A 26,575-nucleotide genomic window follows, 5' to 3' on the forward strand; every position below is an offset into this window, starting at 1 on the left:
TAAATAGTGGGTCAACCGAAGCGCTTCCAATAGCAGCGCCGGCGCGCTCAAGAGCTGCGCCGGCGTACACATCCATACTGTCGTCTGCGATACTGACAACGACGCCTAGATCACGCCTAGATCGTGTGTAGTCAGGACGACCTGGGCGCTTGTCCTCTTTTAATAGGAAACTATTTTTGGAAGCCGACGTTCTTGTAGTCAGTACTCTCAAATAGAGCTGGGCCCCAGTTAGCAAGCTTCGCCTTGGTGACAATTACGTCAGGGCCGGAGAACAGCGGAAGAAATGCATATGACTGCATGCATTTCTTCTCTGCGTCGTTAAGAGCCTTCCTCTGATCTCCCTTATCGGAGATCGTGATGATCTTCTCGAGCTCTTTGTCCAGGTCAGCGTCACCGGTATGGGTGAAGTTGGAAGCGGAAGTGCTGCCATAGAGCTGCGGCGCATTCCAGACGTAGGCAGGAACACTGACCCAACGGAACAGGCAGACATCCCAGTTGCCGGAGGCAAGGACCTTTGAGAAGTCAGAGGATGGATGAGAGTCGATCTCGACATCCATGCCAGCATCCTTAGCCATCTTCTGAATAGCTGCAGAGCGATTCTTGACCGTGTTAGAGTCGCCGAAGGTGGTGAAGCCGAAGGTGACCGGCTGGCCATCCTTCTCGTAGATGCCACTGTCGTTCTGCGTGTAGCCCGCATCCTCAAGCGTCTGCTTTGCGGCGTTGGTTCTATCCTCAGCGGAGTTCAGATTCTTGATGTCGTCAGGTCTGTTGTCCTCATAGCCGTCTGCCCAATACGGGACCAACAGTGAGCCCGGGGTATCCTCGTCCCAGTTGACGCCCTGCCAGATGACTGAACGGATGGTTGCCGGATCGATGCACTGCCAGAAGGCCTTACGGACATTGATATCCTGCAGCATACCGTGCTCAGTATTGACCTCGATGCAGGCAATACCCAGAGAGTTGCCACGACGGATGGTCGTATCGTCCATACCTTCAAAGTTAGAGAGCATCTCCTGTGAGCCAGAGGCGGCAAAGCCGGTGGTGTCAACCTCGCCGTTCTTGAAGGCGTTGTAGGTTGCCTGAGCGTCCATCTGCTTGTACTGGACGGTGTCGAGCATCGGAGCATCGCCCCACCACTCTGGGTTCGGCTTGAAGGTAACCTGTGTGTTATCCACGGAGTCGACCGTGAACGGGCCGGCGCCCCACTCGGGGTGCGGATTGTTATTCCAGCTGTTCCAAGCATCCGGATTTGCGGCATCAGGATGCAGCAGTGAGCTGACAATCGGTTCGTACGGATAGACCGGATCGGAGAAGGTGAGGATGGCCTCTTTGTCAGAAGAGCCTGGCTCGATAGACTCAACCTTATCATAACCGTCGGTTGAAGCCGGTGTATATGCGTCATTGGTACCGTTGCAGACGGTCCAGACTGCCTGCAGTGCACGGTAGTCGATCGGGGTACCATCGTTGAAATGAGCATTCTCGTTGAAGTCAACCGTGACGACCTCTTTGCCGGAGTCCATAGATGAGCTCAGTGACGTGATGAAATTCGGATCCGGGGTATAGGCGGTGATGGTTGCATCGGTCGTGATCGTGGAGGGCATATACCAGCTCCAGAGCTCCTGCATCGTTGCGGTGTTGCCCTCGGTGGAGAATACATTCCAGTTCGGGCCGACCTCACTTGCCGGAAGCGTCAGCGTGCCACCCTGCTGAATATTGTCACGGGGCTGCGGGTTGTCGTAGGTCTTGTCCTTCTCAGGCAGCGGTAGCTGATCCAGCGGAGTCGTTGCCGGAGAACCTGACTGTGGCTCAGCACCTGTGTTTTGAGCACCGTTGTTATTCCCGGAGCCACTGTTGGAGTTGCCGCAACCGGCTAATCCCAAGCCGGCAGCTACTGCTGCGGCTCCACCTGAAAGCTCAAGAAATGAGCGGCGTGTTACGTTCACCATGATTTTGTTTCCTCTCCTACACTGTGAGGTTCCCCTATTGCGCCCACTTTAGCGCGATAGACTATATGTACATAAGTATACTAAATCTTTGAGTTTTGTAGCATTTTTCTTTTCAACAAAGGTCTGTAGGCCCCTAATTTCCTGGCATATAGCTGTCTTCATTCAGTATGGCTGTATCTATACAAGCAAGGGCACGCCACTCACGCGACGTGCCCCGGACATATCGTTGAGGTTTTATCCCTACAGCTTGATCTTGAGCAGGCTTTCTGCTGGGATCAGCCTTCCGTCCTTGTAGACCAAACGCGTGCGAGTACGCTCGATCTTCGGGTCCGGAATCGGAATCGCAGAGAGCAGCGCCTGCGTGTACGGGTCCTTCGGATGCGTAAAGACCTCTTCGGTGTCACCGTACTCCACGATCTTACCCAGGTGCATAACGGCAACCGAGTCGGAGATGTGGCGGATAACCGCCAGGTCGTGTGCGACGAACAGATAGGAGATCTTAAGCTCTGCCTGCAGGTCCTCGAGCAGATTGATGATACCGGCCTGAATGGAGACGTCCAGTGAGGCGATCGGCTCATCGAGCAGCAGGATCTTCGGGTTGGTCGCAAGGGCGCGCGCGATTGCGATACGCTGACGCTGACCCCCGGAGAACTGTGACGGGAAGCGGTCCACATAGTCGGGGTTGATACCGACCAGATACATCAGCTCGCCGATACGCTTGTTAATATCAGCGTCGCTCCACTTCTGTGCACGCATAGGCTCTGCCAACACATCGTAGATCGGCATACGCGGATCCAGGGAGCTCATCGGGTCCTGGAAGATGATCTGTACGTTCTGGCGCATCTTTCTGCGGTCCGTAGACTTTTTGATATCAGAGACATCTTGTCCTAAGACCTTTATGGTGCCGCTCTCAGGCTTCTGGAGCTCGATGATCTGAGTCAGGGTCGTGGACTTACCGGAGCCAGACTCACCGACCAGCGCCAAGGTCTCACCCTCATGGATCTGGAAGGAGACATGGTCGACGGCGGTCATGGTTCCCTTATTGCGGCGGATCAGACCTTTGCCCTGAATCGGGAAGGTCTTCACCAAATCTTTGACCTCGAGCACGACCGGACGCTGGTCACGGGGAACATCCGCCCACTTTGCAGGCAGGGGCTCCATCTCGGGATAGACGTCCTTGAACGTCATGTTCTTAGTCTTGATCTCCTGCCATCTGTGACATGCGACCAAATGTCCTTCAGATGTGTCATAGGGCTCCAGGTGTGGCTCAATCTCGTGGCATATCTTGAGCGCCATCGGGCAACGCGGCGAAAAGGGGCAGCCGGACGGAATTGCCGCCATTGAAGGCGGATTGCCCTTGATCGGGACCAGACGGTGATCCGCAGCCATATGCGGCTGTGGGACAGCGCCAAGTAAGCCCATCGTGTACGGCTGTGATGGGTGATCAAACAGTGAGTCAACTGAGGCGCGTTCAATCGCGGCACCGGCGTACATAACCATAATGTCATCCGCAATACCCGCGACGACGCCCAGGTCGTGTGTGATCAGAACAACCGCAGCGCCCGTCTTCTTCTGGGCGACTTTCAGGACGTCCAGAATCTGCGCCTGAATCGTCACATCGAGAGCCGTAGTCGGCTCGTCAGCGATAATGATATCGGGGTTGTTAGCGATAGCGATAGCGATAACGACACGCTGGCGCATACCGCCGGAGAACTCGTGCGGATAGGCATCCAGGCGCTCTTCAGGCCTGTCGATACCGACAGTCTCAAGAAGCTCGATACAGCGCTGGTGTACCTCATCTTTCGGCATATCTGGATTGTGCACCAGAAGCGCCTCTGCCAGTTGCTCGCCGATCGTAAACATTGGGGTCAGAGCGGACAGCGGGTCCTGGAAGATCATGGAGATCTCTGAGCCGCGCAGCGGCGCCATCTCCTCATCGGTCTTCCCCAAGAGCTCCTCGCCACGCAACTTTACGGAGCCCTCGACGTGTGCGTTGTCGTCCAGAAGTCCGATCAGTGCCAGCGCGGTGACGGACTTACCGGAACCGGACTCACCGACGATACCGAGGGTACGTCCACCCCACAGGTCAAAGTTCACGCCACGGACTGCGTCAACACGGCCTGCTTCAGTCGCGAAGGACACACGCAGATCGCGGGCTGACAGGACCGGCTCACCCTTCGGGCAGCCTTTCGGTCCGTTGCCTTCCAACATCTCATAGCGCAGAACCTCATCGTAGTGCACCGACTCGTTTTTATCATCAGCCATATACAAGCTCTCCTGATCTAGCGTCTCATACTGATGGTTGAAGCAGCTGCATCAGCGGTATCCTTGCTGTCTTCATCTTTCTGGTCACCGACGGAACCGGCAGCACGTGAATACGGATCGAAGGCGTCACGCAACCCGTCACCGATCAGCTGCATGCTCACGCACAGGACAATCAGGACTGCAGACGGGATCAGAACGATCCACGGCGCGGACAGCATTGCTGAAGAGCCCTGGCTCAGCAGATAGCCCAGTGAAGTATCAGGTGCCTTGATGCCGAGGCCCAAGAAGGAGTAGGCGGTCTCGGAATTAATACCGGAAATGACGCCCAACACCGTATCGATGATGAGGATTGAGCCCAGGTTCGGGATCAGGTGGCGCATGATGATCTTGAACGGGGCGACGCCCATGTACTTTGCGGCACGCACGTAGTCGCGCTCACGCAGAGACAGCGCCATCGTTCTCAGCGTACGGGCGTAGCCGATCCAGCCGAAGGCCGTCAGTCCTATGATCAGGATGATCCATCCTTGGGTGCCGGAAGCCGCACGTACGATGATTGCGACGAGCAGGAAGGAAGGAATGACCATCAGCATATCCAGAAGCCACATGCAGATCTTCTCGGGGATGCCGCGCACATAGGCAATACCAGTACCGACAATAGCTGCGATGATGGTCGTAAGTACTGAGTAGATGATGCCGATCGTGAGCGAGCGGCCCAAGCCGTGGACCACGCAGGCGAACAGATCGAATCCGCCACCGTCGGTGCCGAACCAATGCTTGGCGTTCGGTGCCATATTCAGTGCGGTGAAGTCAGGCTCAGTGTAGTTATACTGGCACATGAAGGGACCAAAGATCGCGATCAAGATCATCACGATCAAAATGATGAGCCCTACAACAGCGGAAGGCTGCCTCATAAAGCGGCGACCGATCAAACGCCAGTAGGAAATACGCTTGACCTCAGTAGGGCCTTGGGAATCCGCTTTCAGCTCAAGTTCGGCATTGGTGAGCTTTCTCTCTTCTTGTCTGTTGTCTTGATTCTGCTCTTCCATCGCCATCTCCTCAGCTCATCTGAATACGCGGATCGAGGGCTGCTGCAAAGAGGTCTGCGAGCAGTGCGCCGATTAAGGTGCACGCGCCTGAGAAGGCGGCGACGGCAACCGCGCCATTGATATTGTTGGTATTGATGCAGTTGATGAAGTACTCACCGAGTCCGTGGATTGCGAAGATCTTCTCGGTCATAACAGCGCCAGTGAAGATGGAAGCGATGGAAAATGCCACGGAAACTGCAGTCGGGATGAGCGATGCGCGCAGTGCATGCTTTCTGATGGCCTGACGCTTGGTGAGGCCCTTAGCACGGGCGGTACGCACATAGTCTGCGTGCATCTCATCGAGCAGGTAGGTGCGCTGGCTCAGGTGGTAGCCCACAGCGGAGATGATCGTGAGAACCACCGTCGGCAGGAAAATGTGCTGCAGGAAGTCAAAGAACGCTATGAACACATTGCCGCCTGAATAGCTTGAAAGCCCGGTGACATAGAAGATTCGTGTCCCCGCCGCCTGGTTTATCTCAATAGCGAAGAACACGATCAGAATCGCCAAGACGACCGTAGGTATGACCATGAATACAGAGGCGATGCCACTCCAGAACCTATCCTGCCACTGGTACTGTCGCTGTGCGGTATAGACACCCAGGGAGACACCGATAACGATGGAAAGCACGGTTGCCAGCAACATCAGCTCGACGGAAGCACCGATACGGTTTGAGACCTCAGCGTTGACAGAGTCGCCCTCCGGAGACATGCCCCAGTCCCACGTGGTCACGATATCACCCAGCCAACGCTGATAGCGCTGAAAGACCGGCGTCTTATCGTTCATATTCGTACGGTCGAGGGAGGCCTCAATGGATTCCTGAGGAGGACGAGGCGTCCTGGACTCGAAGTTAGAGCGTGGGTTCATGAATGCGCACGCCAGGAAATACGTCAGCGACGTTGCGACGAAGATCATCACAATGTAGGCCAATATCCTTTTTATGATGTACTGGATAAATCGTGCCATTGACCTCTCCTTAATTTCCAGCCTTGTTTTATATGAGCAAGGATTACGGTATGGCAAACCGGACAAAACCTGATAGTGCTCGCACATGACGCGCACTACGTTGTGCACATAAACTATTATTTTACCATGATAAAAACCTGGAAAAGGATGTATAGGCCCTTCACTCGAGACCCTACACCCGCTGCTTCCCACCCTTACAGCAGAGAGCAGACATACTACCTGCTATGGACTTTTCTCATAGCGACACATGATATGTTTCCATGGCTCTGTTAAATTCTTGTTACATCCCCTAAATGGTGCCAAGGGGGAAGGTAAGCGCCATAATCAGAATGGTTACAACAAAGATAATCGAGGTGATGACCGTGAGATGGTCGAGGTTCTTTTCCCAAACACCAGAGCCTGCGGATGCGTTATACATCGAAGAAGCAATGAGCTCAGAGACACCGGTTCCCTTTCCTGAGTGCATCAGGATCAGAATGACGGTGAAAATACCTGATAGAGCCCAGATAATCAACAAGACGGTATTAAGTACACCCACGCTTTAACACCTTCCGCGTATGGTAAGACACACATTGTTAACAGATACAGTTATTCATAGTAACACATAATGCGCTCCCCCACCTTAACGGCAGAGGAGCGCATCAAAAACTTATGTATACAGCATTCGGCATACAGAACTAGTTCATTGCGGCTTTAACCATAGCGGCAAAGGAATCAGCCTTCAGCGATGCCCCGCCGACCAGCGCACCGTCGACATCCTCCTCGGTGAGGAAGCCCGCGATGTTGTCCGGCTTTGCGGAGCCGCCATACAGGACACGGATAGTGTCTGCAAGATCCTTGCCGAAGAGGGAAGCCAGGGTCTCACGGATTGCTCCGCAGACTTCCTGTGCGTCATCAGCGGTTGCAGTCTTGCCGGTGCCGATAGCCCAGATCGGCTCATAGGCGATCACGTACTGATTAGGATCCTTGAGCTCGATGCCGTCGGTATCCTTCTTGATCTGCTCGACTACGAAGGAGACGTGCTTTCCAGCTTCGCGTACCTCAAGAGACTCACCACAGCAGTTGATCGGGATGATGTTGTGAGCCAGCAGAGCCTTAGCCTTGCGGTTGACATCCTCATCCGTCTCGTGGAAATAGCCACGACGCTCAGAGTGTCCGATGATGCAGTACTTGGCACCGATATTCGTCAGCATATTCGGAGCGGTTTCGCCAGTGTAGGCACCAGACTCCTCCCAATACACATCCTGAGCACCCAGGGCGAAAGGAGCCTTCTTCTGCTCAATAACCTCAGCTACGCCTTTGAGATCTACGGCAGGGGGGCATACGACAACGTCAACTGAACCAGTGCCATCTTTGAGCTCGTCAGCCAGACCCGTTGCCAGCTCGACGGCCTCATCGTAGGTCTTGTTCATTTTCCAGTTGCCGGCGATCATTCTGCTACGCATCGAGAAGCGCCTCCACTCCCGGGAGTTTCTTACCTTCGACGAGCTCCATGGATGCACCGCCGCCGGTGGAGATCCAGCTCATCTTGTCAGCAAGCTTGAACTTGTTGATAGCTGCCACGGAGTCGCCGCCACCGATGATGGAGGTGCCGCCGTTAGCCTTGACCTCACCGACTGCACGGGCAACTGCCTCGGTACCGTGAGAGAACTGATCAAACTCGAAGACGCCCATAGGTCCGTTCCAGAAGACGGTCTTCGCGCTCTTAATTGCGTCGGCGAAGAGCTTCTCAGTCTTTGGACCGATGTCCATACCCATACGGTCATCGGGAATATTGTCGGAGTCGACAACCTCTCCCGTTGCGTCCTCGCCGAAGTGATCGGCGAGGACGTTGTCGATCGGGAGCAGGACTTTGACGCCCTTCTTCCGTGCCTTGTCGAGCATCTCGCGAGCACGGTCGACCCAGTCCTCTTCCTTGAGGGAGGTGCCCACGGTGTGGCCCTGTGCCAGGAAGAAGGTGTATGCCATGCCGCCACCGATAATCAGGGTGTCAGCGGAGTCAATCAGGTGATCGAGGACACCGATCTTAGAGGAGACTTTGGAGCCGCCGACGATTGCGACGAATGGACGCTTCGGGTCTGCAAAGATCGAAGTCAAAGTATCGACCTCTTTCTCAAGCAAGAAACCTGCTACTGCCGGGATGTAGGCAGCCGGTCCCACGACGGAGCCCTGTGAACGGTGTGCGGTGCCGAAGGCATCGAGTACGAAGATGTCACCGTAAGAAGCGAGCTTCTTTGCGATCTCAGGATCGTTCTTCTTCTCACGCTTGTCGAAGCGGACATTCTCAAGGACCAAGATGTCGCCCGGCTTGACAGCCTGAACAGCCTTGGTTGCCTTCTCGCCGTAGGTATCGTCGACGAACTTGACGTCGTAACCAGTCAGCTCCGCCAAACGCTCAGCAGCCGGCTTCAGAGAGAGCTCAGACTCCGGTCCGTCTCCCTTAGGACGGCCGAGGTGTGACATCAAAACGATGCCCGCGCCGTGCTCTTTCAGATACTTGATCGTCGGGATTGCAGCGCGAATACGCGTATCGTCTGCAACCTTGCCATCCTTCAGAGGTACGTTGAAGTCAACGCGCTCGAGGACACGCTTGCCCTTCACATCAATATCGCGAACCGTCTTCTTCGTAAAAGCCATGTTCACTCCTAACAATCTCGTGTAAAAAATGAGACACGGCCGCGGCTCGAAAGCTGCAACCGCGCCTCAACGCTCATCTAAGCTATGCGACTTTAAGCGACGAACTTCTCGAAGTACTTAATCGTACGGACCATCTGGGAGGTGTAGGAGTTCTCGTTGTCGTACCAAGAGACTACCTGGACCAGATACTCGTCGCCGCTGACCGGCAGAACTGCGGTCTGGGTTGCGTCGAAGAGTGAGCCATAGGTCATGCCGATGATGTCGCTAGAGACGATCTGCTCGTCGTTGTAGCCGAAGGTCTCAGGATCAGAAGCAGCCTTCATTGCAGCGTTGATGGAATCAACACTGACAGGATCCTTGGAGGTAACGACCGCATAGAGCAGGGTCGTGGAGCCATCAGGTACAGGAACACGCTGTGCTGCGCCGATCAGCTTGCCGTCGAGCTCAGGCAGAACCAGTCCAATAGCCTTTGCTGCGCCAGAGGAGGTCGGGACGATGTTTGCTGAAGAGGTGCGGCTACGACGGAAGTTGCCCTTGCGCTGCGGACCATCAAGTGCCATCTGGTCGCCGGTGAAGGCGTGAATGGTCTGCATGATGCCGGACTTAATAGGATAAGCATCATTCAGTGCCTTGGCCATCGGTGCCAGGCAGTTGGTGGTGCAGGAAGCAGCAGAGATGATGTCGTCTTCTGCGGTCAGCGTCTCATGGTTGACGTTGTAGACGATGGTCTTGAGGTCCTTGCCTGCAGGAGCAGAGATAACGACCTTCTTGGCGCCAGCGTTGATGTGCGCCATAGCCTTTGCCTTGGAGGTATAGAAGCCCGTGCACTCGAGTACTACGTCTACGCCCAGCTTGCCCCAAGGAAGCTTGCTTGCATCCGGCTCCTTGTAGATCTTGATGGTCTTGCCGTCGACGGTGATGGAATCCTCGCCTGCGCTAACCTCGTGATCACGAGCATAGTTTCCGTGAACCGTGTCGTACTTCAGAAGATATGCGAGCATATCAGGGCTGGTAAGATCGTTGATCGCAACGACCTCAGAGCCCTCGTGCGCGAACATCTGGCGGAATGCCAAACGACCAATACGCCCAAAGCCGTTAATAGCAACCTTAACTGCCATCTTTTCTCCTTTCGCGAGGCCGTACCGAGGCGAATCCCCGGAACTAACCTGTATCGTCTCCTTGAATCTTACCGCGAATCTGCGCATTTATGCACATTATCTTCTCAGCGCACCAATTTTTGGATCAGTGAGCTGGCCCCTGTCTAGCGATCAGCGGTCGTTGATCGCGCAAAAACGCGCATTACATGCATGTTCCCGCAGGTTGGAACACTTGTGTACACTCCATGAAGACACAGGGTAGAGGCTCTGAAAACTGTGGAGCCGCTCACCCGTTCACCGAATTCTCTCATTCTCGTTTTTCTCACTTTTGGCTGCGCTTGCTTGTTCTTGCGCTTCTTTGACCAAATTCTGCAATCTGAGAACCCGGTGGAAGAGTGCGGACTTCGAAGCGGTGGGATTGCAGTGCTCCCCAAGCGCCGAAAGTGAGAGTTCCGGGTACTTTCGGCGCAACCGGCAGAACTCCCGGAGCGCCGGAGGCAGATTTTCAACCCCGATCAGACGCTGCGCTTTCCCGATCAGGATGAGCTGCTGGACCGCGGCATCAGAAGAGCGGTTAGAGTTGGCGATCTCCGCATTCACTTTGCGGTTTACGTCATTCTTAACCGATTTCATCTTCCGGATTGTCTCAACAGTGTGAGCCGAACGCGTCGCCCCCATTGCCTTGAGCAGCTGCACGATATCCTCGTAGCTCTTGAGATAGATCGCAAAGAGCCCCCGCCGATGGTTGAGCCGCGCAGTCACCCCTTGGTCCTTCATCAACCGAAGGATGCCCTGGGCCAGACCTTCGCCGGCGACCGCAATCTCAAGGTGGAAGTCACCCCGCGGGTCAGCGATGAAGCCTCCAGCCATAAAGGCCCCGCGCAGGAAGGCACGCTGCGCCTCGTCGGTCTTCAGCAGCTGTTCGGGGATGCCTGAAGCCAACCCTTTGCCCGGCACCAGGATCCCCAATTGGATGAGATCCTCGGCAAGCTTGGCCTGGTTCGGGATCTCGATCAGATAGTTTCTCGTCTTGTGCAGTACTGAGTGACGTGTCGTCAGCGTCGTCTCGAGGTTAAGGAGCTCATGGGTGTACTTCAGCACAATACGGGCCACTGATCCAGTCTCAGTCGAAACGCGGATGGAATAGTGACCGCTGCCAGAAAATGAAAGCGACCCACAGATACGGATCAGCGCAGCAAGCTGCGCCACCTCCGCGATTGCGGGCCCATGCTTCCTTGAAAGTTCGTCTTTGACTTCTGCAGTAAATGACATGCTTTACGCTGGCTTCACTGTGTTGGCGCGGGGAAGATCACGGTGCGTGATGCTCACCTGATATCCCTTGCCTTTGAGGTAGTGGGCGGTCGCCTCAGCGATCGCGACCGAGCGGTGTTGGCCACCGGTGCAGCCGATCCCGATCGAAAGCTGCGGCTTCCCTTCTTTGACGTAGCCGGGCATCACCACATCGAGCAGCTGTTCCCAAGCCTGCATAAACTGTTTGGTCTTCGGGTTGTCCATCACGTAATCCCGGACGTCTTTGTCCAGCCCCGTCTGATAGCGCATCTTCGGATCATAGAAGGGATTCGGCAAAAAGCGGACATCGATCATCAGATCCGACTCGGGCGACAGGCCATACTTGTACCCAAAGGAGAAGACACGCACATCCATCAGCTGCTGCTCGGAGAGCTCGGAATAGTTCGCCTGCAGCGTGGACTTCAAAAGCGAGGTGCGCATGTGGGACGTGTCGATCACGAGATCGGAGATCGCCTTGATCGGCGCCAACTGTTTGCGCTCCCGTTCAATCGAGTGGCGGGGACTCTCCCCCGGGAGGGCAATCGGATGGCGACGGCGGTTCTCCTTAAAGCGGCAGATCAGCACCTCATCGCTGCAGTCCAAGAACAGGATGCTGTAGGTGAGCTCGTGATCCGTCAGATCCTTCAGCGTGCTCTTCAGCTCATCGAAGAGCCCCTGGCTCCTCAGATCGCAGGCGACCACCAGGTGGCGGTTGACGCCGGTGTTGATGCCGACCAGGTGGGCGAGCTGCAGGATCAGGCTGGGCGGCAGGTTATCGATGCAGAAGTAACCCATGTCCTCAAACGCATGGAGCGCCTGCGTTTTGCCCGATCCGCTCATTCCGGTGATGATCACGATATCAGGAATGTGGCGCTTTGCCTGTTGGGAGCCATTCTCTGCCACGTCAATACCCTCTCATCCTTGGGCCGCTCTCTGTACACGTACTTGTTATAGTACCCCATGCACCCGACCTGATGGGGTCTCGCACCTATCGAACTGAAAAAGAGACCCCACATCTGTGTGAGGTCTCCAGTCTCAAAGTCGAGGTGTTTTCTATCGGTTGAGGCCCATCGCGGCACAGAACCACTCGGTCAGGCTCGTGGGGTGCGTGATGCCGGTTCCCACAACCACCGACCAGGCTCCCGCATCGCGGGCAGCCTTCGCGTCTGCCGGCGTGTGGACATGACCCTCACAGATGATCGGGAATCCCGGGAACTCCTGGACGGCCTGCTTGAGCAGCGCCATGTCCGGCCCCTCACCCATCGTCGTCTGGATCGCCGGCTTATTGTGGCTGAGCGTCGTCGAGGCGATGTCACAGCCACACGCCACAGCGTGCCTGATGTCCTCGATCGTCATGCAGTCCGCCATCACCAGGGTGCCGGTCCGTCCCTTGAGTTCCTTCACGGTCCCCTCAACGCTCAACCCATCCGGACGCGGACGGTCCGTCGCGTCGAGCGCCACGATGTCGGCGCCCGCGTAGACACAGGCGAGGGCGTGACGCAGCGTCGGGGTGATGTAGACCCCTTCACTCCCTTCCTTCCAGATACCGATCACCGGGATCTGGACGCGGCCTTTGATCGCCGCAATATCGGAGAGGCCCTGGCAGCGGATCGCGGCGGCGCCACCTTGCTCTACAGCTTCAGCCATCTGTGCCATGGTCTCGGGATGACGAAGGGGCTCTCCCGGATACGCTTGAACCGAAACGATCAGCTTACCCTTTAAAGACTGGATCAGCGGTGCTATCTCCATGGTGGTATCCCCTCTCTCTTTGTCACTGGATATCGATGTAGGCGCTGCGCAGAACATTCTGAGCCGCACCGATCAGCGGTGCGTTATCGCCCAAAGTCCCCTGCATAATCGGGGTGTTTGCCACCGGCGGCATCACGGTCTCCGCCCAGCCCTCCTTCAGGGCGTCGTGCCACACTCTCCCGCTCTTAGCCACAGAACCCGAGAGGATCACGCAGTTGGGGTCGAACATGTTCACCTGCGATCCCAGCACTTCTCCCAGTGCATGGCCGGAACGGTGCTCTGCCTCAATGGCTGCCTGGTCACCTCTGTCAGCCGCTTCAGAGATCGTCTTACCATCCGCGTTTGGCATCGCTTTGTCACCTGCAAGTTCCTCATAGTAGGAGATGATCCCCGGGCCACAGGCGATTGGCTCTAGGTGCCCTATCGCCCCACAGTTACAGGGGGTACCCTTCGCATCCGTGCAGGCGACATGCCCGATATGGCCCGCCTGTGAATGGGCCCCGAGCAGAATGTGTCCGTGGTCCACGAATGCGCCGCCGATACCGGTACCCACGGCACACACGAGACTGTACTCTTTGCCGGATCCGGCACCCCACATCGCTTCGCCGAAGGCGTGGGCATGGACGTCGTTCATGACCCGTACAGGCAGGTTGAACCTGTTTCGCAGCTCCTGCCCCAGGTGGGTACCACCCCAACCGGGCATCATCTCGTTGGCGTAGGTGACGTCCCCAGTCTTGGGGTCGATCACGCCGCCGGAGGAAACCCCGATGCCCGCGATCTGGCCGGATGCAGCATCGATCACGCGCTGAGCGCTGTCGAGCGCGACCTGCAGGGTGTGCTTACCGCCCTGCTCCGCTCCGGTCGGGACCTTCTCATAGAGGCTCACCTGCGGCTTCTTGCCTTCCTCAAAGCTCACCAGTGCAGAGGCGATCTTTGTGCCTCCGATATCAAGCGCGACCACCTGTGCGATGTCTGCCATAGGATCGCTCCCTTCTCGTTTTGCAAAATGCTTTACAGGACGTTATTCTCGACGAGGACCTTCTTGATCGCCTCACGGTTCGCACCCTGCAGCGACCTGACCGGATGCGGCATCGTGTCGTGGTCGAAGATACCCATCAGGTTCAAAGCAGTCTTGAAGGCGCCGACACCTCCCGCATAGCCCACGACACCTTTGGTCACGTCGAAGATGTGTGAGACCTCGTTGATCTGGTCCTGGAGCTCCTTGACCTTCACCCAGTCGCCGGCCTGGTACGCCTTCCACTGCGCCACATAGAGCTCAGGGATAACATTGGCCAGGCCCGGCACCGAGCCATCGGCACCGGAGAGGTACGCCCCGTCGACCACAATCTCGTGGCCAGTCAGAAGGCTCATCGGGTGCCCGATCTTGTTGTTGGCCTCCACCAGGTAACGAAAGCCTATATCATCACCGGAGGAATCCTTCACGCCGGCGATGGTGCCTTCCTGTCCAAGCTCGATCGCGACCTTCCAGGGGATCTTCGTGTGGACACACGCGGGGATATCGTAGGCAAAGATCGGCAGGTCGATCTCAGCATAGATGATGCGGAAGTGCTCCTTGAGCTCGTCGATCCCGCCCAACGCATAGAACGGCGCGGTGACGACGATGCCGTCCGCGCCGAGCTCCTGGGCACGGCGCGCATGCTTGATCACACGGTCGGTCTCCGTATCGATGCAGCCAACCAGTACCGGCACACGCCCATCGACAATGCGGATGCCCTCTGTCACGATCTGCTCACGGTGTCTGTCATCCGAGAAGGCAACCTCCCCGGTTGACCCCAGAAGGAAGAGCCCGTTAACGCCTGCATCGATCAGACGGTTGATCAGGCGCTCATACGATGGGATGTCCACCGTATGATCGGGCAGATCCGGGGTAACGACGGGAGGGACAACGCCCCTCAGCTTGAATTGATTGGACATGTGCTTGTGCCTTTCTCTGTAAACCAGATAGATATAAGACAACTAGGAACAATAGGGTTGGAAGAATTCGAGTGTCGCATCCTCAAAATCATTGATCCGCTCATGGCACCACTTGGGATACGTGATGCGTTGGCAGTGCGGGATCACTTGAGCTAACCGATCCTGCGTCTCAGGCAGCGCGATCGTATCCATCTCAGAGGTTCCGAATTGAACCGGCGGTGTCAGCAGATTGTCGACCAGATTTGCCGGATCAGCGTAGTTGAGTGTCTCAAAGAGCTTGGTGGCCTGTTTGCCGCGGGGATCCTGATCCCTGAAGAAGCGGGTCAGGCTCTCGTAGAGCCCCTCACAGCGGTCCTGCTCCCACACGTAGTCAGCGTCAGTCGGATAGGGGTTGAGCACAGAGACTGCCTTCAGCCTGGTCCCGAGCATCTCGGCGATCGAGGCGGCGGAGAGTCCGATTCCTCCCCCAAACCCTTCCCCGTAGAGCAGAAGCCTGTTGTATTTCACTTCAGGGAGGCGCTCTGCGAGCAGTACCGCAGAGACTCCGTCCTCAACGAGCTGATTTAAAACGAGGGTATCCGAGCCACCTTCCCAACCTGCAGTGAGGTCCTCTGGCCAGGGGCGATAAACCGGCTGCAGCACGCAGCAGCCCAGCGCGATCCAGCGCGTCAGGTGGTGCCACCCACGGGGACCGCGTTCTCCATCGTAGAAATCGATCACACAGGGGGCATGCGGGATGCGCCGCGGTGAAATGAGACGTGCCTTGAGCTCATATCCATCGCTTCCCGCGAAGGTCAGCACTTGGTAGTGGGCTACCTCAGTTTGATAGGGAGCATCCTCAGCGGAGAGGAGCTTTGGAGCTTCAAGGTCCGCACAGCGCAAGGTCCAGTAGATGTCCACATCCAAGCTCGCCTTCTTCGTCGTGCCTGCTGCAAAACTACTCATCATTATTCGCCTCCTGGAAGAAGCTCAGAAGTTCATCATCGAAAGCCTGTATCTCCTCGTGTCCGTAGTCCGGATAGAGTAGATGCTTCTTGGGACAGGTAAGATTGTTGTAGACCCCGAACTGCGTGATCGGGGGACACACGGTGTCCGCTAATCCCGTGCCGAACAGCACCGGGCACGCAACGAGGTGGGCAAAGGACAGCGTGTCGATGTAGCCCAGCTTGTAGAAGTTCTCCTGTTCGTGCGCCCCGGTAGCATCAAACCACCGCGAGTAGTAGCGCAGCGAGCCATAAGCCACAATGTCCGCATCGAGCTCAAACACCTCTTGGAAGTCAGAGAGGAAGGGATAGAGGATCCCCGCCTTATCGATCGCTTTCGGATTCAGCGCGCAGGTGGCAATCCCAACGCCCCCGCCTTGGCTATCCCCGTAGATGTAGGTCTTGGAGTGGTTGAGCGCCTCACTCGCCGCGATCGTGCGAAATAGGATCCGGATGTCCTGATAGAGCCTCACGTAGTAGAGGTTCTTAGGATCTCCACCCAACCCCAAAATCGGATGACCGGCAACCGTGGTGCCCGTAAACCCTCCGACATCCTCGGAGCGGCCGCCCTGACCGGGGTTGTCCATCGAGACCAAGATGCAACCCATCCCGACCCAGGAGGCGTTCTCAAGCCAGCTGCGGGTGCGGCCGGGATAGCCGTGGAACCTCATCACCATGGGCCACGGCCCAGGACCTGCGAGCTTCTCGGTCGGCATGAACACCTTCGCGTAGAGCTTGGCTGCCCCCATACCCCGAAACCAGAGATCGAAAGCACGGGAGGTGGGGCAAGGTGGGATCACATCGGAGGGCACCAGCTTGGCTTTGAGCGGCTCTCGGTCGGCCTCGCTCATGCGCTCTTTCCAGAAATCCTCAAAGTCATCCGGGATCGGATTGGTGCCGCGGTAGCGTTTCATTTCGGTCATCGCATCTGGAGAATGTTTCATACCATCATCTGCCTCACTCAGAGAGATTGGGATGGAGCAGCGACGGGGCCGCTCCAAGCAGGGTCTTGGTATAGGGGTCTTTCGGGCGCTCAAAGATCTGCTTTGCGGGACCGCGCTCCATGATCTGGCCGTGGTTCATAACGATAATGCGGTCGGAGATGTAGCGGACGGTCTGGATATCGTGGGAGATGAACACCATCGACAGCTCGAATTTGTGCTTCAGGTCCATCAACAGGTTCAGGATCTGCGCACGGACGGAGACGTCCAGCGCGGAGGTGGGCTCATCCGCGATGATTGCGGAGGGGTTAAGTGACATGGCGCGCGCGATTGCGACACGCTGGCGCTGACCGCCGGAAAGCTGTCCGGGCAGAGCTCTGAGTGCGGACTTCGGGAGCCCCACCAGTGAAATCAGCTCACGGATACGCTTCTCCTGCTCCGCTTCGCTCCCCACGTGGTGGACCAAAAGCGGGTCCTGCAGCTGATCGTGCACGATCATGCGAGGGTTCAGCGCAGTGGCAGGATCCTGGAAGACCACGGAGACCACACGGCCGATCTTCATACGCATGTCAGCGGTGCGCTTCGTGACGTCAGCGCCTTTGAAATAGACCCAGCCGGACGTCGGGACCTGCAGGCCGCACATCACGTTGGCGATCGTGGACTTGCCGCAGCCGGATTCGCCGACGATACCGATGGTCTCCCCTTTCGCCAGCTCCAGGCTGACGTGCTGCACGGCGTGCACCAGATTGGGGTGAAAGAGCGAACCGGTCCTCGTCTTGAAGGTGACAGAGATGTCATCCAGTTTGATGATAGGGACATCGCTTTTGAGCTGCACCGTATCCTCCATGGTCACTTCACCTCCTGGGCGGCCAGTTTCACGAGATAGGGTGTGAGGCCATTCTGCTTCAGATAGTCATCGGGCAGCTCCGCAAAGCTGTGGTGCTTCGAGACATCCGGCAGCTTCTTGATGACCGGATGGACATCGTAACCGAGCGTCGGATGGCTGGAGCGCGGCGCGAACCGGTCACCTCTCGGGAAGTCTTCCGGTGAAGGCACGGAGCCCGGGATCTGGTGCAGGCGGGTGCCGTTCTTGGCGCCTTCCTCAATCGAGAGGACGGAGCCCAGAAGGCCGCGGGTGTATTCGTGGATCGGGTTCTCCATGAGCTCGCTCGTCGGAGCCTGTTCAACCACCTGGCCTGCGTACATAACGGCGATCTCAGAGGCGACCTCGGCGACCAGCGCCAGGTCGTGGCTCACAAAGATCATTGCGAAGCCGAGCTTGGCCTTAAGGTCGTTCAGGAGCTTGATGACCTGCTTCTGGACGGTGACATCCAGCGCGGTCGTCGGCTCATCGCAGATAACCAGCGACGGGTCACGCGTCAGGGCCATAGCGATCAACACACGCTGACGCTGGCCACCGGAGAGCTCGTGCGGATAGGACTCGAGCGTCCGCTTTGGATCCAAGCCTACCAGCTCAAGCAGTTCTTCAGCGGAGCGAGTACCGCCGCGATCGGTCAGCTGTTTCATCTGGGCAGAGATCAGCATGGAGGGGTTCAACGAGGACAGGGCGTCCTGGTAGACCATCGCGATCTCAGTGCCGAGCAGCTGACGGTGCTGCTCTCTGGTGAGTTTCAAGAGGTCCTGACCCTCATAGAGGATCTGACCGCTGATAGTCTCGTTGGGGGCGGTCAAGCCCATGATCGCCTTGACGGTGATGGATTTGCCGCAGCCGGACTCGCCGACGAGCGCCATGCACTGTCCCGGTCTGACGTCGAAGGATATGTTGTCGACGACGTGGACGGGGCCGTGGGACTTAAAGGCGATGCTCAGGTTCTTGACCTGCAGCAGCGGTTCGACACTGAAGTCAGGGACGTGACGGTCGTGACGCCCTAACTCGACCTCACGCAGGGCAGCCAGACGGCGACGCAGCGCCGGCTCCTGCTCTTTGTAAGCGCGCAGCGGGTCAGAGGCGAGGATGTCGTCTCTGCGACGGGACTCGGAGTTCTCCTGGTCAACCGGAGCACCCGGGGCTGCGGCCAGAGCGTCAGTCAAGCCCTCAGCGAGGATGTTCAGCGCCAGACAGGTAATCATGATCGCCAGGCCTGGGAACACCGCCTGCCACCAGCGGCCTGCCAACACGCCTTGACGGGCGTTGGAGAGGATGTTGCCCCAGGTCGGGGTCGGCTCAGTGATGCCGGCGCCAATGAAGGTCAATGACGCCTCGAAGATGATTGCGTCAGCCACGAGCGTGACCGTGAAGACCATGATCGGGGCAATGCAGTTTCTCAACACGTGGCGCCACAGGATCCAGGGTGAGCGGGCACCGGAGGCGACGACTGCGCGCACGTAGTCTTCGCCGTACTCGCTCATCACGTTAGCGCGCACAATACGAGCGATCTGCGGGATGTACATGAAGCCAATGGAGAAGATGATCGCCGGGACCGAGTTACCCAGGATGGTCACAAAGACCGCAGCGAGGGCGATGCCCGGGATGGACATGACGATATCGAGGATGCGCATGATGATCTCGCAGATCCACGTGCGCGTCACGGAAGCCAGTGCACCGATAATGGAGCCCAAGACTAGGGCCATACCGGTAGCGCCGAAGCCGATGATCAGCGAATAGCGGCCGCCGTAGAGCATACGGGCGAAGATGTCACGCCCCTTATCGTCGGTTCCGAAGATGAAGCCACTGCCGGGAGCCTGACGGGCCAGGAAGATCTCCGTGGGGTTGTGCGGTGCCAGAAGCGGGGCAACCACCGAGGCGAGCACGACGACGAGCAGGATGATGAGGGAAACCTTGGAGGAGGTCCTCATCTTGCTCCAGCCCGCGAAGCGCTTGCCCTTCGCGGCGGCTTCCTCCAGTTTCTCCGTTTGCTTCTCGTGTACCTTGACCATGGCTACACCGCCCTAATTCTTGGGTTGATCAGGAGATACAGCATGTCAACCACGATGTTGATAATGATGAAGGTGAGGGCGACGACGATAACGACGCCTTGGACCAGCATGGTCTCGTTGCCTTGGATGCCCTCCTGGATCGCCATGCCCATGCCCGGCAGGTTGAAGATGACTTCGATGACGACCGCACCGCCCATGAGGTAGCCGATCTTGAGGCCGAGCGTGGTGAGCGGGGTGATGAGGGCGTTGCGCAGGACATTGTGTCCGATAACGACGCGCTCAGGCAGGCCGGCACCGCGGGCAGTCTGGACGTAGTCTTTGTCCAGTTCCTCAACCATAGCGGTACGCACGATACGGGTCATCTGGCCGGTCAGCGGGAAGGCCAAAGCGATGGCGGGCATCGCCATACGTGCCAGATAGCCGCCCGGATTCTCGAGGAAGTTCGGCAGGGCGCCGGACGCCGGCAGCCAGTGCAGGTAGGTCGAGAACAGCAGGATCAGCAGCACTGCCATCCAGAACGAAGGCGTAGCTAAGCCGCCGATAGACAAGACACGGATCAGTTGGTCAGGCCATCGGTCTCGGTACAGAGCTGCAATGACACCGAGCAGGAATGAGACAACCGCGCCGATAATCAAGCCTATGAAGGTCAGCTGCATCGTGACTGGCAGTGCCTCAGAGATGCGCTGTCCCACTGAGTAGTTTGCGGCGCCATAGGTGCCGAGGTCCCCGTGGAACAGGCCACCCATGTAGTTGACGTAGCGGACCGGCCAAGGGTCATCGAGCCCGTGCTCTTCGTGATACTGAGCCACTGCCTTTGGGGTCGCTGACTCACCCAACGCGTTGTAGGCGGGGTCGACCGGTGAGAACGACATGAGGAAAAATACCAGAATAGTTACACCGAATACCATGATCGGCAGCGCGATCAGGCGTCTACCGATAAGGCGCAAGAGATTATTCACTCATCGCTCCTTCCCTGATAAAACGAGCCAAGGAGACCACCGGAGAAGGTTCCGGGCCTCCTTGGCTATCACAAAACTATTGGATTGGCCGCGACTGAAAGAATCTCTGCGCTACGCGGATACCGTGGTGGAATCCAGGAAGTAGAGGCCGGTCGTGCCGATGCCACTGAAGTTCTTGATGCCCACACCGTTCGGTGCCTGCGTCGGATCTTGCCAAGAAGCTGTGACGGTCTGGACCTGCAGCACCGGGTAGAGGACAACGTTGTCCGCCAGGATATCAAAGCACTGGTTCCAGGTGTTCTGCTGCTCAGAGCCGCTCTGTCCGAGCGCCTGCTGCATCAGCTGGTTGAGCTGCTTCCACTCATCGCTGCCCTCCCACGGGCAACGGGTCTTCATCCACAGGTTGTCGCCGAACCACCAGTTCATCAGCAGGTCCGGGTCCGCGCCGAAGCAGGACGGATCACCCGGTGCGAGCAGCAGATCGTAGCTGTTGTCGCCCTGATCGATCGCCGCATAGGTAGCGGCGGAGGTATCGGTCTTGATCGTGGTGTTGAAGCCCAAGGTATCGAGGTTCTCCTTGACCTGCGTTGCCATCGCCACGACCTGCTCGTTGTCGGTCGTTCTAAGCTCAATGTCGCCCGGGGTGATGCCAGCCTCCTGGATCAGCTGCTTTGCCTTGTCCTCATCGTGCGTATAGACCGTGGAGGCGCGGTGGTAGTTCGGGAAGTTTTCTGGCAGATAGGACGTCGGAGCGCAGGCGAGGCCCGCAAAGGCATTGTTGATCATCGCGTCATAGTCGAGCGAATACATAACTGCCTGACGGGCGCGCTTGTCGTTCCAGGGCGCCTTTGCGACGTCGAACATCAGGAAGCGGGTGCCGAAGCCCTGGACTTTGTCGATCGTGGCGTTCAGGCCCTGCAGGGTGTCAACGGCGTCTGCGGTGACCATCTCCATAACGATCGTAGAGCCTTCCTGCTCTGCGGTCAGGCGGGCGGTGGCATCCTTCAGGACGTCATAATGGATCTTGTTGTCCTTGGCGGGGTGATCGCCGTTGTAGTTCGGGTTCGGAACGAGCTCAAGAGAGTTGTCGGAGATCGTATCGTACATCCAGGGACCGGACCCGATCGGCTTTGAAGTCATCTCCTGCTTCGTGGAGCTTGCCGGCACGACACGGATGATCGCGAGGCGCTCCTTTACGAGGGAGAAGTTCGGGATCGTCGTGGTGATCGTTACGGTCTTGTCACCCTTCTTCTCGATCGACTCGAATGGCGAAAGCATCGAGGTGTAGATATTGCCCTCCCAATCGGCCGCTTTGCCACTCGCGCGGTTGAAGGACTCAACAACATCCTCTGGGGTGATAGGGCTGCCGTCAGAGAACTGGGCGCCGTCACGCAGAGTTACCTCAAAGTGGGTATCATCGATCTGCTGCGGATCCCCCGTTGCCAGCTCGTTGAACGTGCTGTAGTCGTGGAAGTCAATCCCGTAGAGGCCTTCGCAGACCTGCCAGTTGACGCCACAGGCCAGTGCAGATGAGGTGGAGGAAGGATCGTAGTTCTGGGTGCTGTAGGCGGTACCCGCGCTGATCGTGCCGCCACCCTCGGTACCAGTTGAAGAAGAACTGTTGGGTGATGAGGAATTCGAGGAGCTCCCACCGCATGCCGCAAGGCCTACAGCTGCCGCTGAGACACCTGCTGCACCGATGAAGTTCCTCCGTGTGAGATTGTTCATAGCTGCTCTCCTTCTCCGCTGCGCGGATCAAACTGTTTGGAAAACTTTTTTACCACTCTTTCCGACTCTCAGTTTGAGCCTTTCAAAAGTGTTTTGGGAGCTCAACCCCTAAATCTCAGTATTTGGTCTGCCCAACGGAAAAGTGCATAATGTCAGCGGTAATATAGCCTGATCAGACGTATTGCACATTTATACCACATATGCCTGCTGCACACTTCGTGTGAGAGTCACCTTTACCAGGTCTTTTAATGATTTATTCAGCTTCTTATTCATCTCAGAGAAAATATTTCGGCCTGTACCTTGAATTACACCTCAAGTGGTGCTTTGTCACTCCCTGAAGACGGGCCACCATTCGCCGCACGCTGCTCATCTTCGCGCTCTTCGTCCCAAGCGCGCAGTGTCTGCCACACGCCTTCGGCCACCTCACGCGGGATACCTTTCACCGAGGCGATCTCATCAACCGAGGCTTGTCTCAGTTTCTTGAGCGATCCGAAGTGGCGCATCAGAGCTTTCTTTCTGGTGGGGCCGATGCCATCCACCTCATCCAGCACGCTTTTCGTCATCGCCTTCCCTCTGAGCTCACGGTGGAAGGTGATCGCAAAGCGGTGCGACTCATCGCGGACCCGTTTGATCAGGTAAAGGGAGGGGGATCCGGAAGGTAAGACAATCGGGGTGTCATCCCAGGGGACGAATATCTCCTCATCTGACTTTGCCAGACCACAGCAGGGGATATCGAGGCCCAATTTACTCAGCTGCTCTATCGCAGCGGTCAGCTGCGGTTTGCCGCCATCGAGCACCAGCAGGTCCGGCTTCGAGCCGAACCGTCTGTCCGCCATCGTCTTTGGCCCATAGCGCCGTGAAAGCACCTCACTCATCGAGACAAAGTCGTTTGCCTCTTTCAAAGGTGTCTGGATCTTGAAGCGCCGGTACTGCGACTTGTTCGGTTTGCCGTTCGTGAACACCACCATCGAGGCTACCGTGAAGTGCCCGTGGATCGTAGAGACGTCGAAGCACTCGATCCTCATCGGTGGCTTATTCAAGGCTAGGGCCGACTCCAACTCCATCAGCGCCCGGTTAGTCCGCTCATCGTCGTAGCCCGTGCGCACCATGTAGCGCTTGAGCGCGTGCATCGCATTTTCTTTTGCCATGCCCAGCAGCTTGAACTTCTCGCCGCGCTGTGGACGGTGCAGGCGGGTGACCTTTCCGTGTTCCTCGGTTAGCCACTCCCCCAAGACCTCGGCGTCCTGCAGGTCGATCGCGATATCGACCTCAGAGGGGATGTCCGCAGTCTCCTCGTAGTAGCGCTTGATAAAGCTGTCGGTCAGCTCCTCCTCTGAGACGTCCAGTCCTTTGTTCAGGATGAACTGCGCAGAGCGGATAGTTCTCCCCTCGCGCACCACGAAGACACAGGCTGCGGAGATTGTCTCCTCACGGTAGAAGCCGATGAGATCGATATCCACGTCCGAGGAGAATATGACCTGTTGGCGCACGTTGAGGGAGCTCAGCGCTTCCAGACGCTTCTTCAGGCGTGCGGCACGCTCGAAGTCCAGATCATCGGCTGCCTCGTGCATCTGGTCTTTGATCTCGTCCATGATGTCGTGACGGCGACCTTGGAGAAAACGCTCAACCTGGCTCACGTTCTTCGCGTAGTCCACCGTGTTGATCGCCCCGATGCAGGCGCCGGGCCCGATCCCTACGTGATAGTCAAAGCAGGGTCTACCCTCATTGGCTAAAAAGAGGGTTGCGACGTCCTCCTGGTCGGGATGGGCCGCCAACATGCGCTTCGTGCGCTTCCACTCGACGCAGTTGGCGGAGCAGATCGGCACGACTTTACGCAGGATATCGATAGTCTTACGAGCAGCTTTGGCGTCCGTGTAGGGCCCAAAGTAGCGCGTACCCCTCTTGTGATGCTCACGGGTGAATTTGATCGCAGGGAACACGTCAGATTCCGTGATCGCGATATAGGGATAGGACTTGTCGTCTTTAAAGTCGACGTTGTAGTAAGGGTGGTACTGAGCGATCAGGTTGCGCTCCAATACCAGGGCTTCATGCTCGTTTTCCACCACGATGTAGTCGAACGATCTGACTTCGTTCATCATCATCGGTATCTTCTCACGGTCATCCGTGAGCTTGATGTACTGCCGCATCCGGCTGCGGAGGTTCTTGGCTTTCCCTACATAGATGACGGTCCCTGACTCATTCTTCCAGAGATAGCAGCCAGGGTCCGTCGGTACTTGCTCAACCTGTTCAGCTAAGGAAGGCTGTCCGTCACGGCTAACCTCCCAGGGTAATGGAGCATGAGACATAAAAAACGGTGCACCTTACTTATTGTTGTCGCGCCGCGCATCGTCCTCTTTGAGTTTCTCGTTCTGGTGCGCACTGATTGAGGCACGTCTTTGTTCTAGTTTCTGATCCCGTACCTTCTCCGCATCGCTCCCTTTGCACGCGCGCAGTTTCACGACGCCCTTACGGGCGGTGACGAGCATGCTATAGAAGCGGGGGTGAACCGGAAGGTCGCGCTGAGGGGCGACTTCAAAGGTCTCTTTTGAGAACTTGCATTTGAACTCGTTGAGGCCCATCAGCTGGGGTGATAACGCTGATCCTATACCCATCATATCGTAGGATGTAACACCTTTGTTGGCGCCGAGGTCACATTCCTCGAAGTAGACGAGCTTATCAGTCACATGCATGCGGGCAAAGCCGGTCGCGGAAGCGCCGTAGTAGCGCACTGCGCGCTTCCCTGAGATCGTGACGATCGACCAGCTGGCGATCTTGCCGTCGACGCGTGCCGCATACACGCGGCAGTGCTCAGGCCCCAGGATACGGATCATGTTCTCGTAGTCGGAGAGCGGGCTCGGGATAAAGTCATCGCGCTTGCCGGTCTCTTCCATCACCGCATAGTATTCTTTGAAGGACTTCGTAGCCTGCTCGGTCTCATCCGCGCACTCCGCGGGACTCTCACGCAGTGACTTTCTCACATCGCGGCGGCCGCGGGGCTTCATACGCTTCAAGATCTCGTCATCTCCGCCGGTCACGTCCAGGATCACCGTGTGGTCATAGGGTGTGATAGAGAGTGCCCGCTTTGCCATCGGGATATCGTTCTTGATGCCCATACGCACAAAGACAACCTTCTTGTCCACCTTGTGTAGGTAATCCACGAGCGACTGCGAAAGCTCCATCTCCTCTTTCTCAGAGGGGTCATGCAGCCATACTGGTCCATGGATGGAGCTCAAGTAGTGGTATCCATGCGTGAGGTAGTCGATAAAGAGGGCATAGGCGACATCTTTGCCACCCTTAGCAAAGGCAAGGGTACCCCAGTCTGTGCGGCCTTCGATCGTGTTTTGATACCTCGACCACTCCGCAGTCTGCTCAATAGGGAGATTGAGGCCCTGTTTAGTGACACTGTCGGCGAGCTCACTCAGCGAAATTGTACGGATATCCAATGGTTGGTCCTCCCTCAGAAAGCGATGTTGAACTTAAACGCTCACTGCATCCCGATACCTCGGTGTCAGCAGTCCAAATACATACGCTAGTCTACCGCACACGGCACAGGCGAGAAATCTTGCTCCGTTCGCGCTGACAGCCATTTGATCGGGCCGGCACTACTCTCTTCCGCAGGCAATCAGCCCTCAACCAACCTATACTACTCCCTATCCGAGGTACACCATCTACCAGGGCATTTCACTCAAAAACTATCACAGAGCCTCACATATCTGATATCTCTCTAATCACTGAGATTCATCTCACGGTAGAAGCAGCTTCTATGTCCGGTGTGGCACGCCGGACCGGGAGAGTCCACGAGATAGAGCAGCGCATCCGCATCACAGTCGATAAGGATCTGTTTTATCTGTTGGATATTGCCTGAGGTAGCACCCTTGTTCCAGAGTTCCTGCCGAGAGCGGGACCAAAACCAGGAGGTCTTCGTGTCGATCGTGCGTTTGAGTGCCTCTTTATTTGCCCAGGCAACCATCAACACCTCACCGGTGTCGAACTGCTGGACCACAACCGAGATAAGTCCCCTGCTGTCATATTTCAGAGCGTCCAGATCAGCGGATACCAGCTCCAAGGGCTCCCGCGCATATGTCTTGTGTGCCATGT

At 57.0% G+C, this 26,575-nt stretch carries 22 protein-coding genes; all 22 read right to left on the bottom strand.

All coding sequences use genetic code 11. The features are described from left to right. Positions 1–170: 170 nt before the first annotated feature. On the bottom strand, positions 171–1,946 hold the full coding sequence (locus J4859_RS11720) for an ABC transporter family substrate-binding protein (RefSeq protein ID WP_212329982.1): 1,776 nt from the start codon (positions 1,944–1,946) through the stop codon (positions 171–173). A gap of 240 nt (positions 1,947–2,186) precedes the next feature. Beyond that, the gene (locus J4859_RS11725; protein WP_212329984.1) at positions 2,187–4,211 is read right to left on the bottom strand and encodes an ABC transporter ATP-binding protein; all 2,025 of its coding nucleotides are present in this window, start codon (positions 4,209–4,211) and stop codon (positions 2,187–2,189) included. Positions 4,212–4,228: 17 nt separating this feature from the next. Next, positions 4,229–5,257: an ABC transporter permease gene (locus J4859_RS11730; RefSeq protein ID WP_249113634.1), complete on the bottom strand. Its 1,029-nt coding sequence runs from the start codon at positions 5,255–5,257 to the stop codon at positions 4,229–4,231. A gap of 10 nt (positions 5,258–5,267) precedes the next feature. Beyond that, on the bottom strand, positions 5,268–6,260 hold the full coding sequence (locus J4859_RS11735; RefSeq protein ID WP_212329987.1) for an ABC transporter permease: 993 nt from the start codon (positions 6,258–6,260) through the stop codon (positions 5,268–5,270). A gap of 289 nt (positions 6,261–6,549) precedes the next feature. After that, on the bottom strand, positions 6,550–6,798 hold the full coding sequence (secG, locus tag J4859_RS11740; protein WP_212329989.1) for a preprotein translocase subunit SecG: 249 nt from the start codon (positions 6,796–6,798) through the stop codon (positions 6,550–6,552). Between the two features lie 139 nt (positions 6,799–6,937). Beyond that, positions 6,938–7,705 carry a triose-phosphate isomerase gene (tpiA, locus tag J4859_RS11745; RefSeq protein WP_212329991.1) on the bottom strand — a complete coding sequence of 256 codons (768 nt, stop codon included), beginning with the start codon at positions 7,703–7,705 and terminating at the stop codon, positions 6,938–6,940. Next, positions 7,698–8,897, bottom strand: coding sequence for a phosphoglycerate kinase (gene pgk / locus J4859_RS11750; protein WP_212329993.1), 1,200 nt, complete (start codon positions 8,895–8,897; stop codon positions 7,698–7,700). The genes tpiA and pgk overlap by 8 nt, the downstream gene beginning before the upstream one ends. A gap of 92 nt (positions 8,898–8,989) precedes the next feature. After that, positions 8,990–10,015: a type I glyceraldehyde-3-phosphate dehydrogenase gene (gene gap / locus J4859_RS11755; RefSeq protein ID WP_212329995.1), complete on the bottom strand. Its 1,026-nt coding sequence runs from the start codon at positions 10,013–10,015 to the stop codon at positions 8,990–8,992. A gap of 273 nt (positions 10,016–10,288) precedes the next feature. Next, positions 10,289–11,266 carry a DNA-binding protein WhiA gene (gene whiA, locus J4859_RS11760; RefSeq protein WP_212329997.1) on the bottom strand — a complete coding sequence of 326 codons (978 nt, stop codon included), beginning with the start codon at positions 11,264–11,266 and terminating at the stop codon, positions 10,289–10,291. Between the two features lie 3 nt (positions 11,267–11,269). After that, entirely contained in the window at positions 11,270–12,187 is a 918-nt protein-coding gene (gene rapZ, locus J4859_RS11765; RefSeq protein ID WP_256436741.1) for an RNase adapter RapZ, read from the bottom strand. A gap of 150 nt (positions 12,188–12,337) precedes the next feature. Beyond that, on the bottom strand, positions 12,338–13,033 hold the full coding sequence (locus tag J4859_RS11770) for an N-acetylmannosamine-6-phosphate 2-epimerase (protein WP_212329999.1): 696 nt from the start codon (positions 13,031–13,033) through the stop codon (positions 12,338–12,340). 22 nt (positions 13,034–13,055) lie between these two features. Further along, complete coding sequence (locus J4859_RS11775; protein WP_212330001.1) at positions 13,056–14,012, bottom strand: ROK family protein; 957 nt, start codon at positions 14,010–14,012, stop codon at positions 13,056–13,058. A gap of 32 nt (positions 14,013–14,044) precedes the next feature. Next, positions 14,045–14,968, bottom strand: a complete 924-nt coding sequence (locus J4859_RS11780) for a dihydrodipicolinate synthase family protein (RefSeq protein WP_212330003.1) — start codon at positions 14,966–14,968, stop codon at positions 14,045–14,047. A 42-nt stretch (positions 14,969–15,010) separates the two neighbouring features. After that, positions 15,011–15,913: an acetylxylan esterase gene (locus J4859_RS11785; RefSeq protein WP_212330005.1), complete on the bottom strand. Its 903-nt coding sequence runs from the start codon at positions 15,911–15,913 to the stop codon at positions 15,011–15,013. Continuing rightward, on the bottom strand, positions 15,906–16,874 hold the full coding sequence (locus J4859_RS11790) for an acetylxylan esterase (RefSeq protein ID WP_249113635.1): 969 nt from the start codon (positions 16,872–16,874) through the stop codon (positions 15,906–15,908). Before J4859_RS11790 ends, J4859_RS11785 begins: the two co-directional genes overlap by 8 nt. Positions 16,875–16,908: 34 nt before the next feature. Further along, on the bottom strand, positions 16,909–17,739 hold the full coding sequence (locus J4859_RS11795) for an ABC transporter ATP-binding protein (protein ID WP_212330007.1): 831 nt from the start codon (positions 17,737–17,739) through the stop codon (positions 16,909–16,911). A gap of 2 nt (positions 17,740–17,741) precedes the next feature. Next, positions 17,742–19,790 carry a dipeptide/oligopeptide/nickel ABC transporter permease/ATP-binding protein gene (locus J4859_RS11800; protein ID WP_212330008.1) on the bottom strand — a complete coding sequence of 683 codons (2,049 nt, stop codon included), beginning with the start codon at positions 19,788–19,790 and terminating at the stop codon, positions 17,742–17,744. Positions 19,791–19,792: 2 nt separating this feature from the next. Then, positions 19,793–20,749 carry an ABC transporter permease gene (locus J4859_RS11805; protein ID WP_249113636.1) on the bottom strand — a complete coding sequence of 319 codons (957 nt, stop codon included), beginning with the start codon at positions 20,747–20,749 and terminating at the stop codon, positions 19,793–19,795. A gap of 111 nt (positions 20,750–20,860) precedes the next feature. After that, positions 20,861–22,477: an ABC transporter substrate-binding protein gene (locus J4859_RS11810; protein ID WP_212330009.1), complete on the bottom strand. Its 1,617-nt coding sequence runs from the start codon at positions 22,475–22,477 to the stop codon at positions 20,861–20,863. Between the two features lie 305 nt (positions 22,478–22,782). Continuing rightward, a complete protein-coding gene (uvrC, locus tag J4859_RS11815) occupies positions 22,783–24,783 on the bottom strand; it encodes an excinuclease ABC subunit UvrC (RefSeq protein ID WP_212330010.1) in 2,001 nt (666 codons plus the stop codon). Positions 24,784–24,798: 15 nt separating this feature from the next. Beyond that, entirely contained in the window at positions 24,799–25,920 is a 1,122-nt protein-coding gene (locus tag J4859_RS11820; RefSeq protein ID WP_212330011.1) for a GNAT family N-acetyltransferase, read from the bottom strand. Positions 25,921–26,201: 281 nt separating this feature from the next. After that, the gene (hisI, locus tag J4859_RS11825; RefSeq protein ID WP_212330013.1) at positions 26,202–26,573 is read right to left on the bottom strand and encodes a phosphoribosyl-AMP cyclohydrolase; all 372 of its coding nucleotides are present in this window, start codon (positions 26,571–26,573) and stop codon (positions 26,202–26,204) included. Positions 26,574–26,575: the final 2 nt, after the last annotated feature.

The sequence above is a fragment of the Atopobium sp. oral taxon 416 genome, from assembly GCF_018128285.1.
Taxonomy (GTDB): domain Bacteria; phylum Actinomycetota; class Coriobacteriia; order Coriobacteriales; family Atopobiaceae; genus Olsenella_L.